Source organism: Salinimicrobium soli (assembly GCF_048323655.1).
GTDB classification, from domain to species: Bacteria; Bacteroidota; Bacteroidia; order Flavobacteriales; family Flavobacteriaceae; genus Salinimicrobium; species Salinimicrobium soli.
In genome coordinates this window covers 1-15,750 of record NZ_JBLUWW010000005.1, presented here as the reverse complement: position 1 = coordinate 15,750, position 15,750 = coordinate 1, and the positions used below count along the sequence as shown (strand labels likewise).

Genomic DNA, 15,750 nt, shown 5'->3' with positions numbered 1-15,750 from the left:
TTATAGCTTTATTTTATGAACATACAAGAACTACACGGCCTGTTCCTTAACAGTTCCGGAATAAATACCGATACCAGAAAGATCCAGAAGAACAGCGTTTTTTTCGCTTTAAAGGGAGATAATTTCAATGCGAACGAATTTGCCACAGAAGCCCTTGAAAAAGGAGCCGCATACGCAGTGATTGATGAAGAACCGGCAGAGAAGGATCCACGTTTAATTCTGGTTCCCGATGCACTTCAAACGCTTCAGGAACTGGCAACTTACCATAGAGACTATCTGAAGATCCCAATACTAGCGCTTACGGGCAGTAATGGGAAAACCACTACGAAAGAACTCATTAATGCGGTTCTTTCAAGCAGCTTTAATACCGTTGCCACTGCAGGCAACCTGAACAATCATATTGGTGTACCCCTTACCCTCTTATCCATGACAGATTCCACAGAAATAGGAATTGTGGAGATGGGAGCCAATCATCAAAAGGAAATTGAATTCTTATGTGAGCTGGCAAAACCGGATTACGGCTATATCACTAATTTCGGAAAAGCCCATTTGGAAGGCTTCGGTGGCGTAGAGGGGGTGGTCAAGGGAAAGAAGGAACTTTATGTTCACCTGAAGGCCGCCGGAAAAAAGCTTTTTTTGAACCTCGATGACCCAAAGCAACGGGAGGAGCTTTCTTATAAGAACACCTTCAGCTTTGGAGAATCTCTTGATGCCGATATCCAGTTATCATATCTCTCAAAAAGTTCCTTTGCCGGAATCCAGGTTGGCGATATGGAAATACAGGGGCAATTGATCGGAGCCTATAATGCACGCAATATGGCAGCCGCATATGCTATAGGAGCCTTTTTTGAAGTACCCGTAGCAAAGATCAAGACTGCACTCGAAAATTATGTTCCTGCCAATAACCGCTCTCAAATAATCAACAGGAACAGCAACAGGATCATCCTTGATGCTTATAATGCGAATCCAACCAGCATGGCCGCTGCCCTGGAAAACCTTGACAGCATGGAAGGAGATCATAAGGTGGTCATCCTTGGGGATATGTTTGAATTGGGACCGTCAGCTGAAGAAGAACACCAGCAAATAGCAAATAAACTGGAAGGTCTGAAGTTAGAAAAGATCTATCTGGTTGGCGAAAATTTCTTCAGAACCCAAACCTCAGAAAAGATCTATAAATACAGATCCTTTCAGGATTTCAGCAGCAATTTCCACCCGGAAGATATCTCGGGTTCCTTGATGCTAATTAAAGGGTCCCGCGGAATGGCCCTGGAACGGGTACTGGAACTACTATAGAAAAATAAAAAACCTCACAGGTTTTGAAAACCTGTGAGGTTTAGAACTAAATATTCTCCACAAAAAAACCTCCCGAAAAGGAGGTTTTTTTGTGTGGGTGATACTGCCCCGATAGCTATCGGGGGAACCAGTGACCCAAAAAATTCAAAAATACTCCACAAAAAAACCTCCTGAAAAAGGAGGTTTTTTTGTGTGGGTGATACTGGGTTCGAACCAGTGACCCCTACCTTGTCGAGGTAGTGCTCTGAACCAGCTGAGCTAATCACCCGAATCCTTGACAAATATAATCAAAAAAGGCCTCCTTAAGGAAGCCTTCTTCTTGTGGGCAATGAGGGATTCGAACCCCCGACCCCCTCGGTGTAAACGAGGTGCTCTGAACCAACTGAGCTAATTGCCCTCATCATTTTTGTGAACTTTCGCTTTCTTCGAGTATGTCTCTCTCTGAATGCGGATGCAAATATAGACTACATTTTCAATTATGCAAAGAATAAAATCAAAAAAATTAAATTATTTCTGCCACTGTAAAAGTACTGCCTCCCACGTACACCACATCTTTGGGTGACGCCTTATGCAGTGCGGCTTCATAAGCATCTGTAACCGAATTATATGCCTCTCCAAAAAGGCCTTTTTCAGCTGCCATTTTCTGAAGGTTTTCAGCATCCATTCCGCGGGGAATATTGGGGCGACAGAAGTAAAAATATGCTTTTTTAGGTAGTAAAGGCAAGACCGAATTAAGATCTTTATCACTCACCACCCCTATGACCAAATGTAATTCTTCAAAATCCTCCTCCTGCAATTGTTTCATTGCATATTCCAAACCTTCTTTATTGTGAGCAGTATCACAGATCACCTTCGGATCTTCCTGCAACACTTCCCAACGTCCTCTAAGACCGGTATTCCCTATTACATTTTCCAGGCCTGACCTTACTGCTTCCTTACTCAGCTGCCAATTATGTTCACGCAGCACTTCCACGGCAGCAAGTACCGTCTTAATGTTCTTTACCTGATAAGCTCCTTTTAGATCTGAAGTAAAAGTTCCCCCATGGTAATTCTCGGCCAGCACCATAGGAGCCTTTTTTGCCTCAGCGATCCTTCTAAAGACCGGAAGCGTTTCGGGATGGGTCTCCCCGATCACCACAGGTGTGTTTTCTTTGATGATGCCGGCTTTTTCCCCGGCTATTTCCGGCAGGGTATTCCCCAGAATTGCTGTATGATCATAACCGATATTAGTGATCACAGAAAGTTCAGGAGAAATAATATTAGTGGAATCCAGTCTGCCTCCAAGACCGACTTCTATAACGGCGATATCTACTTTTTCTTCAGAAAAGTACTGGAAAGCCATTCCTACCGTCATCTCAAAAAAGGAAAGTTGCTCCCTTTCAAAAAACTGCTGATTGGCTGTCACAAATTTAATGACTGCTTCTTCAGGAATTTCTTGCCCGTTGATCTTGATGCGTTCCCGAAAGTCCTTTAAATGAGGTGAGGTATACAACCCAACCTTCAACCCGCTTTCCTGAAGTATGGATGCCAGCATATGGGAAACAGAACCTTTTCCATTAGTGCCGGCAACGTGGATAGTACGGAAAGTCTTCTCCGGATTGTGGAGGTGCGACGAGAGCTTCTGAATATTAGTAAGATCGCTCTTATAAGCCTTTCCTCCTATTTTTTGATACATGGGTAACTGGCGGAAAAGCCATTCCACCGTTTCCTGGTAAGTCATCAATGTTTATTCTGAAAGTTTAAAATAGTATACAATAGTCCCTTCCTGAACGGCAGGCGCATTGGAGTCGCTATTGAAGCGCGTAGCCATAGCAGCTCTCTTGGCAGGATCATAAAGACAAGCAGCACCGTTTGTAGTTCCCTTGACCCCGGGCTCGGCACTGATCACCTTACCACTGCGGTCAACTTTGATCTTCACAACCACTACTCCCGCTTCATTACAGTCTTGCTGGAATTTTTCTTTGGAAAGGGCTTTTCTTCCACCAAGGCGGTAGTTCCCATCTCCATCCAGTCCTTTCCCGGACCCATAGTAAGCTTTGGCATTCGGATCTCCGTCAGGGCTTCCCTTATCTCCGGCCTGAGTGTCATTTCCCTCCCCTCCGGTAGCTTTACCGTCTCTTTCAGGACCATTCAAGATACTACTAAGGGCGTCTGTTGTTGATTTATCCGGTTTTGGATCCGGTTTTTTTACCTGCTCCTTCACCTCTTCCTTCACAGGTTTCTCAGGTTGCTTGACCGGTTCCTCTTTCTTCTTTTTCTCCACCACAGGTGCTTCAACGACTTCCTGAGTCACCACCTCTTCTTTAATGTTGGTCTCTACCGGAGTAACCTCTGGCGTAGTTTTTTGTGGGGCTGATTTGATCTCTTCTACAGGCTGTTCTGCACCCGACCCTACTTCGGAAGTTCCGAAGTTAATAGCAATACCGTTTTCTGGTGGGGGATCCAAATAGGTGAACCCAAAGAACAACAAAAGCAGAATCAACAGCACATGCAACGTTACCGTGATTGCCATTGATTTCTTTTCGTGTTTTGTTTCGAGTAGTCTCACCTGAGATAGTTTCTTTTATTGATGTAGCAAACTTGGTTCCATTTTACAACAGAAGAAGAAAAAGAAGGGAATTATTCCGGTTTTACCGCTAAAACGATCTTATACCGGTTTCTGTTGGCAATGTCCATCACCTGAACGGCCTTTTCAATAGGCACTCCCTCTTCTGCCCGGAGAATTATGGTAGGATCTTCCACCCCGGACAATTCTTCTTTCAATCGCTGCTCCAGTGCACTGTTGCTAACTCTTTCCTTATTGATATAGACCTGCAGATCTTTGGTAATACTTACCGAAATATTCTGCTTGGTAGTCGTTTTACCCTTAGCCTTCGGAAGGATAAGGTCCAGTGCTTCCGGGGTAATAGCCGGAGAGGTTAGCATAAAGAATATCAGTAAAAGAAATACGACATCTGTCATGGAACTCATACTGAATTCCGGACTGATCTTATTTCTGCCTCGTAGATTCATATTATGCTGGTTCGTTTAGAAGGTCAAGGAAATCTACTGCAGTTGCTTCCATCTGGTGCACCACTTTATCGGTCTTTACCACGAGGTGGTTATAACCTATATAAGCAATAATACCTACAATAAGTCCGGCAACGGTAGTTGTCATCGCAGTATAGATACCTTCAGCCAATGCTCCCATTTCTGCCTGCCCACTGCTGGTAGCCAGTTCATGGAACGCGATCACCATTCCTATTACAGTTCCGAGGAACCCGATCATAGGTGCTGCACCGGCTATAGTCGCCAGGATACTAACGTTCTTTTCCAGTTTATAAACTTCGAGTCGGCCGGCATTTTCGATAGCGGTGTTTATATCTTCCAACGGGCTTCCAATACGGTCCAGACCTTTAGCGGTCAATCTCGCCACGGGGGAATTGGCCTGGGCACAACGAATACGTGCCGATTCAATATTACCATGCACCACGCTATCCTTGATCTGATGCATAAAGTTGCTATCAGTTTCCGAAGCAGCTTTGATCGCAAAAAGTCTTTCAAAATAAATATAGACGGCAACAAAAAGCAGAATGAATAGTATGGCAATAATGATCTGGCCTCCTACTCCGCCACTTAAAAAAAGGTCCATTAAAGAAAGGGTTTTCTCTTCAACTATTGGTTCTGCCTCCTGGGCTGCCTGGGCGAGACCATCCTCCTGAAAAAAGTATAGCATGTGATAGATTTGTTTTTTATGTAACGTGAGATTGTATAATTAATTGTAACAGCAACAGAGTTCCGGTTTTAAAAACACCGAATAAAAGTAATAAAAAGAAAATGTCCTGCAATTAAAATATGAAGCCGCTTAAAATAAAACTGAGAGCGCCGGCCAAGAAACCGAAGAGGGCCAGCGGCGCAATGTTTTTGAGGTACCACATAAAGTCGATCTTTTCCATTCCCATAGCAGCGACCCCTGCTGCAGATCCAATCACCAGGAGGCTTCCGCCGGTACCTGCACTATAAGCAATAAAATGCCAGATCTTGTCATCCATGGGAAAATCATACATAGCCATAGATGCCGCTACCAAAGGCACGTTATCAATAACCGCCGAGAGCCCTCCAAGTATTATCACAACGGTATTCATACTGGGAACAGCTTCAGAAAGAGAATTGGCAGCATAGAGTAAAGTTCCTGCCTGTTCTCCATTAATTTCACCAAATACAAGACTTTCTAAACCTGCCACTGCCAAAAGAATTCCCAGGAAGAACAGGATCCCCGAAAATTCTATATTAGAAAGGGCCTTATGAGTAGAGTAAAGGTACTTATCATTCTTACTCAGGTTTTTAACCGGCTTCACATATTCCGATACCAGCCAAACAACTCCAAGACTAAACAACATTCCAATGTAAGGAGGCAATCCCGTTACAGCTTTGAAGATTGGCACAAACAATATTGCACCCAATCCCGTATACAGCATTTTCTTACTACTTAAAAGCCGCTGGGAATCATCATCGATCACTTTTTTCTTCAACACAGTCTCTCCCCGAAAGGCTTTCATTCTTGAAGCAATAATAAATGGAACGATAAAACAAACTACTGCAGGAAAGATCACATGTTCAGCGAGTCCCGGTGCGGTTACCTTGTTATTGATCCATAACATGGTGGTGGTTACATCTCCAATTGGAGACCAGGCACCACCGGCATTGGCAGCAACAACAATCAAAGCTGCGAACCAAACCCTGTAATCCCTTTTTGGAACCAGTTTTCTCAGAAGAGTAACCAGGATAATAGTAGCAGTAAGGTTATCTATGATAGCCGACAGTACAAAAGCCAGTACTCCCAGTATCCACAGAAGACGAACCTTATTGGTGGTCTTAATGGCTTTTTTAATGATCGCGAATCCGCGGTGAAGGTCAATGATCTCTACAATTGTCATGGCCCCGATAAGGAAGAAGAGGATCTCACTCACCATGCTAAAATGGTGGATCAAATTACTCCTGAATCCCCAAAGCTGCTCTGAAGTATCTGCAAAATTGATATTGAATACCTCCCCCTCATAATTGATGATCGATAACCAGCCTTCGTTAAAACCAACCGAAATAAAAGCCCAGATCAGCGTCGCCATTAAAAGTGCAGAAACTGCTTTATCAAGCTGCAGCGGGTGTTCGAGGGTTATAGCGAGATAACCCACCACGAAAGTGAAGATTATGATAGAGATCATGGGGACTGAGGTTTAAACCAGCTTCTTCAGTGCCACCTCAAAAGCTGTTTTGCTTATATTAACTTTTTGACTGTTGTTATTAAAGGTATTCTGGATCGCGTTCTTAATGGTAATGGAAGTATCGTTGAAAATAGCTTCATCAGTCATCTGCACCCTTCTCTCCATAAAATAAGCGAAGACCCTTGCCATTCCGCAGTTGGAAATGAAGTCCGGGATCAGGCTTACGCGTTCATCGGTATATTCCATGATAGGTCCAAAGAAAATCTCTTTATCGGCAAAAGGAACATTTGCTCCACAGGAGATAACTTCCAGCTTGGTATCTATCATTTTTGTGATCTGCTCTTTAGTGATAAGGCGGGAAGCGGCACAAGGCGCAAAAATCTCAGCCTCCAGGCTCCAGATCTTTTCATTGATCTCTTCAAAAGGGATCATATTCTCAGCCACCAGGGTATTACCCTCTTTCTTCAGGAACAGATCTCTTATCTCATCAAATGAGAAACCTTCCTCTTTGATCAATCCACCATCCCTGTCAATAATTCCAACTACTTTAGCACCCATTTGAGCCAGGTAATAAGCTGCTGAAGAACCAACGTTCCCAAAGCCCTGCACAATAGCTCTCTTTCTTTTCACGTCACCTCCGTAGATATCGTAGTAATGACGCACAGCTTCAGCCACACCATAACCGGTGATCATATCGGCAACTGTATATTTACGGGTGACATCAGGAGAATATTTACTGTTCTCAAGAACCTTGATCACTCCCTGTCTCAGCTGACCAATCCGGTTGATCTTATCAGCTTCGGTTGGTTTGAAGTGTCCGTTGAACACCCCTTCCTGCGGATGCCAAACCCCGGAATCTTCTGTGATGGGAATTACTTCGTGAATTTCATCCACATTAAGATCTCCACCCGTTCCGTAGTAACTTTTCAGAAGCGGAGAAACTGCTTTATACCAACGTTCCAAAACCCCTTTTTTGCGAGGGTCGTTCGGATCAAAATTAATTCCCGATTTCGCGCCTCCAATAGCAGGACCCGAAACGGTGAACTTCACCTCCATGGTCTTTGCCAATGAAAGTACCTCGTTCATGTCAAGACCTTTTCTCATCCTGGTGCCACCCCCGGCAGCACCACCTCTTAACGAGTTGATCACTGTCCAGCCTTCAGCGTCGGTTTCAGGATCTTTCCAATTAAATACAATTTCTGGAGCTTTATTTTGATATAAATTCAATAATTCTTTCATAATGTGGATTAAAATTGTTGCAAATATAAAAAAGTTAGGTGCGTATTAACGTGATAAAAATCAGGATTTTTATGGGGAATAGATAAATCCGGAGCTGTGATCTTTTTGCGCTCCGGTGACGGATTTCAGAACATTGATCTCTCCTCTCATTTTTAAAACTCCCAAAAAAGCGAAAATGAGTGCTTCTTTAAAATTGACCACTTCTGCGGAAGGGATAATAACTTCTACATCAGTCCTTTTTTTGATCTCTTCAATGAGAAAAGAATTAAAAGCACCACCGCCGGTGACAAGCACTTTTTCTTCGCTAGTTCCGTGCAGTTCTTTGGCAATTTGTGTGGCTGCATGTTCTGTATATGTCCGCAAGGCAGAAGACGCAGAAACTGAGGTGTCAAAAAGGGGAAAAATACGATCGTTTACCCATTCAATACCCAGAGATTTTGGAGGTGGCTGCCTGTAAAAGGGCAAAGAATTCAGCTTTTTCAGAAGCTCATCATCCGGCTTTCCGGAAGCCGCCATTTCTCCATTTCGGTCAAATGCCTTACCCATTTTACCCGCCAAATAATTAAGCACGGTATTGACCGCACAAATGTCATATGCGATACGTTTACCGGTCTTGCCTGTGGAAATATTTCCGAAGCCCCCAAGATTGAGACAATATTCGTATTTATGGAATAGCAGTTCATCCCCAATCGGCACCAGCGGCGCACCTTGCCCTCCCAGCTGCACATCCTGCACCCGAAAATCGCAGACCACAGTTTTATCCAACAGAGTTGCCAGCTTCGGAAGGTTACCAATCTGCAGCGTGAAACCATGCTGCGGTTCATGTTTAACGGTATGCCCATGACTGCAAACGGCGTCAAGATCTTTAATGGAATGCTTCCGAAGAAAGGAAAGAGTAACTTCAGCCAAAAGTGCGGTATACTCTTCATTTAAAGCCTGTAGCTCCTTCCCTTTCAAAAATGAGGATTTTGACAACTTTTTTTCCCAGTCGGCTGAATACGGAATGGTCTCAGCTGTTACAATTTCATAGCTCCAGGAGGCATTTTTTTGGAAATTCACCAAGGCCAGATCGATGCCGTCAAGTGAGGTACCCGACATAATTCCTAAAACGTTGTAGTTATTTTTGAACATTGGCGTAAAAATAGCGAACCGGATTGAAAAAATGCCTTTAAAACGGTATCTTTGGGCTCCAAAATTCAACATTTTTAAAACTTTACAACCGAATGGATTTCAAGCTAACTGAAGAGCACTTAATGATACGTGATGCGGCCCGTGATTTTGCAAAAAGCGAGTTGCTTCCCGGCGTAATAGAAAGAGACGAAAAACAGGAATTTCCGAAGGAACAGATCAAAAAAATGGGGGAACTCGGTTTCCTCGGAATGATGGTCTCTCCCGAATATGGCGGCGGCGGAATGGACACCGTGTCCTACGTGCTGGCAATGGAGGAAATTTCAAAGATCGATGCATCTGCGTCTGTAGTGATGTCTGTAAACAACTCACTGGTGTGTTGGGGGCTTGAAAAATTCGGAAATGAAGAGCAAAAACAAAAATACCTGACCAAACTGGCCACCGGGGAAGCTCTGGGTGCTTTTTGTCTTTCAGAGCCGGAAGCAGGAAGTGATGCCACTTCTCAAAAAACCACGGCTATTGAAAAAGATGACCATTATGTGTTGAACGGAACCAAGAACTGGATCACCAATGGAGGTACTGCAGATTATTATTTAGTGATCGCACAAACCCATCCGGAGAAAAAACATAAAGGGATCAACGCCTTTATTGTAGAAAAAGGATGGAAAGGTTTTGAAATTGGGCCTAAAGAACAAAAATTAGGGATCCGCGGAAGTGACACCCACTCCTTAAACTTCAATGACGTGAAAGTCCCAAAGGAGAACCGTATTGGCGAAGACGGCTTCGGATTTAAATTCGCGATGAAGACCCTTTCCGGAGGACGAATAGGAATTGCAGCTCAGGCATTGGGTATTGCCGCCGGAGCATACGAACTTGCAAGGGAATATTCTAAAGTGAGAAAAGCTTTTGGCACCGAGATCATGAACCACCAGGCCATCGCTTTCAAACTGGCGGACATGCACACTTCTATTGAAGCTGCCCGTCACCTTGTTATGAAAGCTGCCTGTGATAAGGATAATGGTGAGAACTATGACCTTTCCGGAGCCATGGCAAAACTATTCGCTTCTCAAACCGCGATGGATGTGACTGTGGAAGCAGTACAGGTGCACGGTGGAAACGGATACGTAAAAGAATACCACGTAGAGCGATTGATGAGGGACGCGAAGATCACCCAGATCTACGAGGGAACTTCCGAGATCCAGAAGATCGTTATCTCCAGAAGTATTTTGAGGGATTAGATTTTTTGGCCACGAATACACGAATGTCTTTTTTGCATTTTTCGTAAAAGGAGACCCCAAAAAAATGGATATAAAAAAGCAGCCTTTTCGGGCTGCTTTTACTTTTTAGAATGGTTAATAAACCTATTTCGAGACTACCTGTTTAACAAATGTTTCCTGATCAGTAGTAATTCGAAGCAGGTACATCTGTTTTCCTTTCGTCCTAAAATCCAATCCAATAGTAGTAACAGAGTTTCTGGAGACATCGGTGTCCTGTGCGGTTTGCAACAGTTTTCCTTTGAAGTCATAGATCTCGATCTGCACATCTGAGGTGTAATCAAAATCGTAGCTCACTGTTAGCGAGTTGGTAAAAGGTACCGGAGAAAGATTTACATCACCGCCACTTAAAGAAGCAGAACCAGTAGTAGAAATACTCGTTTTATTAGCGGAACCTTTTTGTTGATCGCAAACATATTCCAGGGGTTTATTGGGTTTGGCCGTGTAGTACTCTACCTCCTCGTTATCTACAAGTATGGGATACAACCAGAGTTTATCACTCGTACAAACATTGGCGTGAGCGATCACATAAAAAGTACCCGTTCCCACGTCAATTGGGTCGGTCACGAACCGATCAAAATATCCCGAACTGCTTCGGTTAAAAGGATACTTTCCAGGAGCCACAGTAGGCTCTGAAGTTTTACCTTTTTTCTTCATAGGGTATGGCTCACAACCTACATACAGGTGAACTCCGTTCATGGCGTAACCATATTTGGTTATGTCATAGGTAACTTTAACCGTACCTTCAGAAGCATTATAGTCTAAAATGACATTTCCCACCATTTTTTCTTCCGAAGTCACACATTGACCTGCACCTGCATACAATTTCATGGTAGCCTGAAAATCACCGCTACTGCCATTGAACTCATTGGTCCAGCCCCAGCGCTCACTCGTAGGATTATCCTCAAACGCGTCATCAATGAAACAGGTGGGAGAGCCTACTCCTTCTGCTTTAGCAAACGCAGTTTCACATACTATACAATTCTCAACGGTTACTTTTATCGGATCACTGACTCGTTCACACTCAGTACCGTTTAGAATGGCTGTAGCCACACGTCTGTACCAGTGATCACTATAAAGCACTCCCGGAGCATAAGTTTCAGTTTCTCCATTTGTAGGCACGTCTGTAAAATGAGTGCCATCTGTTGATACCTGCCATTGATAGGTAATAGTAGCATCCCCAGAAGCTGGAGTAAGAGTGGTTAACGCACCCGGAGTCTCACCTTCACAAATAGTTTGGTCAGATCCAATTACTCCCGGGGTAAGGTTATTAACAGTTATTCTAATCGGATCAGTTACTGCCCTACAGGAAACTTCTCCTATGGTAGAAACCGCCCCTCTCCTATACCAGTGATCCTGGGTCAATTTACCCGGAGAATAGGTTTCGTCTTCGGCATTTTCAATGATCTCAAAGTTTTCACCATCGGTGGAAGAAAGCCAGTAGTAGCTAAGTCGACCATCTGCAGTAGCAGAACGCGATCCAATTTCCGCGGCATCTTCACCTTCACAGATGGTCTGGTCCGGTCCAATAGCACCGGCAGTCACATTGTTTTTAGAGATCTTTACAACATTGCTTTCTTCGGAGCAATCCAGGTCTCTCACAGTAGAAGTAGTCACCCGCTTGTACCAGCGTTCATCTTCAGGAAAAGGCGCCGGATCATAATCTTTTCCGGTAGCACCTTCGAGGATCCGGAAAGTTTCCCCATCAACAGAAGCCCACCACTGATAAGACAACTCACCGTCACCCGAGCCGGTCCTTCCGGAGATCTGTTCCGGGTCTCCTCCAACGCAGAGAACCTGGTCTCCTGCTATGTTCCCTGCTGTTACATTATTAACGTAAATAAGCACCGTGTTGCTTTCTTTTACACAATCTTTATCATTAACAGTAGCAGTGGTAAGTCTTCGGAAGTAGGTATCTTTCTCCAGTTGTCCCGGATCATACACCCGACCTGTAGTGGAATCAATATTTTCCCATTCCTCTCCATCAGCAGATTCCTGCCACTGGTATTTAAAGCTGCCGTCTCCGGATGCATCTGTACCCCGGAAAACATCGGGATCATCACCCGCGCAGATCAGCCGGTCGGGACCAATTTCCCCGGGCAGGAAATTAATAACCGTGATCTTTATCACATTACTTTCAGCGGAACACTCCACTTCATTAAGGGTAGAAGTCACCACCCGTTTATACCAACGATCTGCCGTCAAAACTCCGGGGTCAAAAATGGGATTTTTGGCCTCTTCTCCGGGAATCTCCCTCCACACAGAATTATCTGTCGAAGCCCACCACTGGTAACTGAGATCACCATCGCCTTCATCGGGACGAGCGAGCAATGGAGCGGGATCATCACCTTCGCAGATGGTCTGGTCTGCACCAATAAATCCAGAGGTAATATTGTTCACTGTGATCTTTACCGGATCTGTAGTCGCTGAACATTCTACGCCTTCGAGCGTGGAGGTGGCCTTTCGCCTGAACCAGCGATCTTCAGTTAAAGGTTCGGAATCAAAGGTTTCGTTGGTAGCGTTCGTATAGGTCCGCCATTTTTCACCATCCAGAGAAACTTCCCATTGATAAGAAATAGTTCCGGTTCCATCTGCGGCTACCGAGCGGAAAGCCGGAGGATCATCCCCTTCACAAATGGTGAGATCCGGTCCTATTCGCCCGGGAGTTACTGAATTAATTTGGATATCGACCGGACCAAACCTGGTAAAACATTCCGATCCCGGAACATAGGCTTTTACGTAATAAGAACCACTGGCCAGGTTGTCAAAAACCAGTTCTTCCCCTGATCCTCTTTTGGGATCTCCAAAATCTGTATACAAATCAGTATTTGGATCATATTGCTGAAGCTGGTAACCTATTCCCATTTCAGAATCGGCAAGGGTTACTGTGCCACCACCCCGGGTACCTTCACAAATAATGCTGCCTGTAAGATCTTGAGATAGTGGTTTATTTCCATACTTACCATGCACAAGGTCCTCGAGGGAGGCATTCTGAGATTGGGAATTCCCTGTTGAGATCACAAAATAAGAAAAACAGGGATCGAGATTCAAATCTCCTAAAGCAGTAGCCAGTGCATCCAGGTCCAGAAAGCCTTCAACAAAAGAATTAGGAGGATACATTTGATCTGTTCCTGATTTTGGAGAATAGGTCCAGGGGGAGGGTACCGCAACTTCGGTGGTATTAGTAAAAAAGTTAAGGGCTGCAGGAGGGAGAGTTACTTCCATTAAGCTTCCGCTCATCCATATAAAAATACCACGATCAGTTGCTCCTCCTCCATTCACAAAATGCGTACGGATAAGTACATCTCCATCCTGATGGGCACCATTAAAGCCGGTGCCATTTTTGGTCACGGGATCTTGAAGCAACCAATAACCCAGATCTGCATCACCTCCATTGGAATACCTGTCGGCAGCAAAAAAGATAACGTTATCAATGGTTACGGCCGCTGTATTACGAAGGTCATTTTTGTCATTCGGCTCTCCGACTTTTGTGGTCCAATTTGAAACAGGATTGACATCAGCTGATCCCTGATCCCAGATATCATCTGAAGAATCGTTCACGGGATCTTCAATGTAAATACCATTAACACCTGGTTGGGCTAAAACGCCAGGCCACTCTGCCGGATATCCATCCATAGCTGGTGGAGTTTGTGCCTGTACATTAAGGGTAAACAACAGAGTCATTAACATTAAACAGGGGGCAAGTGGAAGAAAAATTTTCACCCCTTCTTCAGTAGTGCTTACTTTCATAATCAGTTTGGTTTTGGTTAGTAATGACCAAAACACGAGTGGGTAAAGAATTTAGCTGACCCGGGGCGGGCTTCCTGCAAAAGCAGGCTCAAAAAGGGGGAGATCGCCACCTGTTTGGTAGCATTAAGAAAAAATATGTAAGAATAGTTTAAAGGGGGCACACCAGACACCGGGGCTAGCGCTGTAAGGCTCAAGGGGGAAAAAATGGGGGAAGAATAATCTTAATAAAACAGCCTAAAAACCGTAGGGAAAGAATGTAGGATTTTCCGCTTTTTCATTAAACTTAGCTTAAATGTAAAACAAAAATCGAATCATAATTAACTGATTATTAGAAAGTTTTGTTAAAAACATCATTTTTGACATCTTCCCCTTGAAAGTCCTACAAAATTTTAGGTGAATGGTATTAAAGCAAAAAGAGGTGGAAAAAACCTTAGCAAAAAAAAAGCAGCCGTCGCCGGCTGCTTTAGTTTTAAGGGTTAATTAAATTTTATTTCTTAGAAACAATTTGTTTCACGAAAGTCTCTCTGTCGGTTGTCACTCTCACCATGTACATTTGATTTGCACTGATGGAGAAGTCCACTCCAATGGAAGTTGAAGAACCTCTGGAGACATTGCTGTCTTTCACAGTTTTCAGCAAGTGGCCACCGAAGTCAAAGATCTCGATGCTCACATCTGAGCTATAGTCGAACTCATAATCCACATTGATCACATCGCTGAACGGCACAGGGTACACGGCCACATCAGTCTCAACACTTTCAACATTCAGGCTTTCGGCCTGGATGGATTGGGCGGATTGAAGAATGGAGGTTGTTACGGAAGTACAGTCTTTTCCAGGAATAACAGCTGGATTAGGGTTACATCCAGGTCCCGCATTTATGTCTATAATACCGGTACTATTCGTTACATAACTATCTTGTGGAAGTTTGGTAAATGTATTTGTTCCTTTTGAATAAGTACCATAAAACATTTTAAAAGTAGCTTCTTCTGAGCCGGAAAATAAAGCACCTAAAATTGTTTTCACGTCATATTTGACGGATACAATATATTCCTCCCCGGGTTTTGATTTAAAAGAAACTACAGCATTACCATTGGTCAATTCTTCAACTGTCACCTTAAGTGAACCACAAGATTTGCTGTACACCCTTACATTACTCTTATTCTGAGGATTAAAATAATAATTGGTGAGATCGTTATCTTGTTCAATCAGAATAGTTGTGGAACCACCACTTTGACCTACTGCCCATCCATAGTAGAAAAACACTCCTGGAACGGCATTAGTAATGTAATTGTTGCTATCCAGAGTTATACAAACATTGGGTAGGACGTATGACTCTACACATTCTTCATTTTTGAAATCCTCACAAGTCATTTGAGTTGGGAAGATGTGCGCGCAGTTTTCTACTGTTATTTTAACTGAAGTAGTACCTTCACAACTAAAACCGGTGTGTTGAACAACACTTTTTATGTAATAAGTGGTTGTGACTTGCGGAGTTACATCTTTACTTACTTCACCAGTAAAATCATCTTTAGTGTAGTATTTAACTGTACCTCCGTCTCCATCAATTAAGGTAGAGAGATCAACACTATCCCCTAAACAAATAGTTTTCGGATTAGCAGTTACGTCTGGATTATCATAGGCAGTAACTTTAAAGGTTTTGGTAGTTGTACAGTCCAGAGTCCCATCCGAAGAATTCTCTAAAACTGCATAAATGGTCACCTCCTTAGATGCACTGCTACCAAAATTTACCTGGTAAGTGCCCGGAGTAGAAATAGCCGTTGGCGCAGGTAAAGTGGTAGGATCCACATCATAAAAGGTTGGCGTGCCATCCTTGTTGCTAATTGCACTGTTTAAATTAAATACAGCA

Annotated in this window: 11 protein-coding genes and 2 tRNA genes; 2 read left to right on the top strand and 11 right to left on the bottom strand. The window is 43.7% G+C overall.

The features are described from left to right. Window positions 1–15 precede the first annotated feature (15 nt). Window positions 16–1,293, top strand: a complete 1,278-nt coding sequence (locus tag ACNORC_RS13430) for a UDP-N-acetylmuramoyl-tripeptide--D-alanyl-D-alanine ligase (protein WP_418336182.1) — start codon at window positions 16–18, stop codon at window positions 1,291–1,293. 193 nt (window positions 1,294–1,486) lie between these two features. Here the strand turns inward: ACNORC_RS13430 and ACNORC_RS13425 are convergent. The 9 genes from ACNORC_RS13425 to ACNORC_RS13385 form a co-directional block, all read right to left on the bottom strand. After that, window positions 1,487–1,561: transfer RNA gene (locus ACNORC_RS13425), tRNA-Val, on the bottom strand. A 54-nt stretch (window positions 1,562–1,615) separates the two neighbouring features. Continuing rightward, a tRNA-Val gene (locus tag ACNORC_RS13420) sits at window positions 1,616–1,690 on the bottom strand. Between the two features lie 105 nt (window positions 1,691–1,795). After that, window positions 1,796–3,013 (bottom strand): bifunctional folylpolyglutamate synthase/dihydrofolate synthase, encoded by a 1,218-nt coding sequence (locus tag ACNORC_RS13415; RefSeq protein WP_418336181.1) that lies wholly within the window; start codon window positions 3,011–3,013, stop codon window positions 1,796–1,798. A gap of 6 nt (window positions 3,014–3,019) precedes the next feature. Next, window positions 3,020–3,841, bottom strand: a complete 822-nt coding sequence (locus ACNORC_RS13410; protein WP_418336179.1) for an energy transducer TonB — start codon at window positions 3,839–3,841, stop codon at window positions 3,020–3,022. A gap of 71 nt (window positions 3,842–3,912) precedes the next feature. Next, complete coding sequence (locus ACNORC_RS13405; protein ID WP_418336178.1) at window positions 3,913–4,305, bottom strand: ExbD/TolR family protein; 393 nt, start codon at window positions 4,303–4,305, stop codon at window positions 3,913–3,915. A 1-nt stretch (window position 4,306) separates the two neighbouring features. After that, a complete protein-coding gene (locus tag ACNORC_RS13400) occupies window positions 4,307–5,008 on the bottom strand; it encodes a MotA/TolQ/ExbB proton channel family protein (RefSeq protein WP_418336177.1) in 702 nt (233 codons plus the stop codon). 112 nt (window positions 5,009–5,120) lie between these two features. Next, on the bottom strand, window positions 5,121–6,494 hold the full coding sequence (gene nhaD, locus ACNORC_RS13395) for a sodium:proton antiporter NhaD (protein WP_418336176.1): 1,374 nt from the start codon (window positions 6,492–6,494) through the stop codon (window positions 5,121–5,123). A gap of 12 nt (window positions 6,495–6,506) precedes the next feature. Then, window positions 6,507–7,733 carry a Glu/Leu/Phe/Val dehydrogenase dimerization domain-containing protein gene (locus ACNORC_RS13390; protein WP_418336175.1) on the bottom strand — a complete coding sequence of 409 codons (1,227 nt, stop codon included), beginning with the start codon at window positions 7,731–7,733 and terminating at the stop codon, window positions 6,507–6,509. 69 nt (window positions 7,734–7,802) lie between these two features. Then, on the bottom strand, window positions 7,803–8,936 hold the full coding sequence (locus tag ACNORC_RS13385) for an anhydro-N-acetylmuramic acid kinase (protein WP_418336174.1): 1,134 nt from the start codon (window positions 8,934–8,936) through the stop codon (window positions 7,803–7,805). A gap of 20 nt (window positions 8,937–8,956) precedes the next feature. Here ACNORC_RS13385 and ACNORC_RS13380 point away from each other — a divergent pair, with 20 nt between their 5' ends. Next, the gene (locus tag ACNORC_RS13380; protein WP_418336173.1) at window positions 8,957–10,099 is read left to right on the top strand and encodes an acyl-CoA dehydrogenase; all 1,143 of its coding nucleotides are present in this window, start codon (window positions 8,957–8,959) and stop codon (window positions 10,097–10,099) included. Between the two features lie 123 nt (window positions 10,100–10,222). Here the strand turns inward: ACNORC_RS13380 and ACNORC_RS13375 are convergent, their stop codons facing one another. Together ACNORC_RS13375 and ACNORC_RS13370 are read right to left on the bottom strand one after the other, a co-directional pair. Next, complete coding sequence (locus ACNORC_RS13375) at window positions 10,223–13,885, bottom strand: T9SS type A sorting domain-containing protein (protein WP_418336172.1); 3,663 nt, start codon at window positions 13,883–13,885, stop codon at window positions 10,223–10,225. A gap of 487 nt (window positions 13,886–14,372) precedes the next feature. After that, a partial coding sequence (locus tag ACNORC_RS13370) for a T9SS type A sorting domain-containing protein (RefSeq protein WP_418336171.1) occupies window positions 14,373–15,750 on the bottom strand: 1,378 nt, incomplete at its 5' end.

What these genes read in the sequence shown, in the direction of transcription:
- ACNORC_RS13430 (WP_418336182.1), top strand. Translation starts at nt 16, where the DNA reads ATGAACATACAAGAACTACACGGCCTGTTCCTTAACAGTTCCGGAATA.
- ACNORC_RS13415 (WP_418336181.1), bottom strand. Translation starts at nt 3,013, where the DNA reads ATGACTTACCAGGAAACGGTGGAATGGCTTTTCCGCCAGTTACCCATG.
- ACNORC_RS13405 (WP_418336178.1), bottom strand. Translation starts at nt 4,305, where the DNA reads ATGAATCTACGAGGCAGAAATAAGATCAGTCCGGAATTCAGTATGAGT.
- ACNORC_RS13400 (WP_418336177.1), bottom strand. Translation starts at nt 5,008, where the DNA reads ATGCTATACTTTTTTCAGGAGGATGGTCTCGCCCAGGCAGCCCAGGAG.
- nhaD (WP_418336176.1), bottom strand. Translation starts at nt 6,494, where the DNA reads ATGATCTCTATCATAATCTTCACTTTCGTGGTGGGTTATCTCGCTATA.
- ACNORC_RS13390 (WP_418336175.1), bottom strand. Translation starts at nt 7,733, where the DNA reads ATGAAAGAATTATTGAATTTATATCAAAATAAAGCTCCAGAAATTGTA.
- ACNORC_RS13385 (WP_418336174.1), bottom strand. Translation starts at nt 8,936, where the DNA reads ATGTTGAATTTTGGAGCCCAAAGATACCGTTTTAAAGGCATTTTTTCA.
- ACNORC_RS13380 (WP_418336173.1), top strand. Translation starts at nt 8,957, where the DNA reads ATGGATTTCAAGCTAACTGAAGAGCACTTAATGATACGTGATGCGGCC.
- ACNORC_RS13375 (WP_418336172.1), bottom strand. Translation starts at nt 13,885, where the DNA reads ATGAAAGTAAGCACTACTGAAGAAGGGGTGAAAATTTTTCTTCCACTT.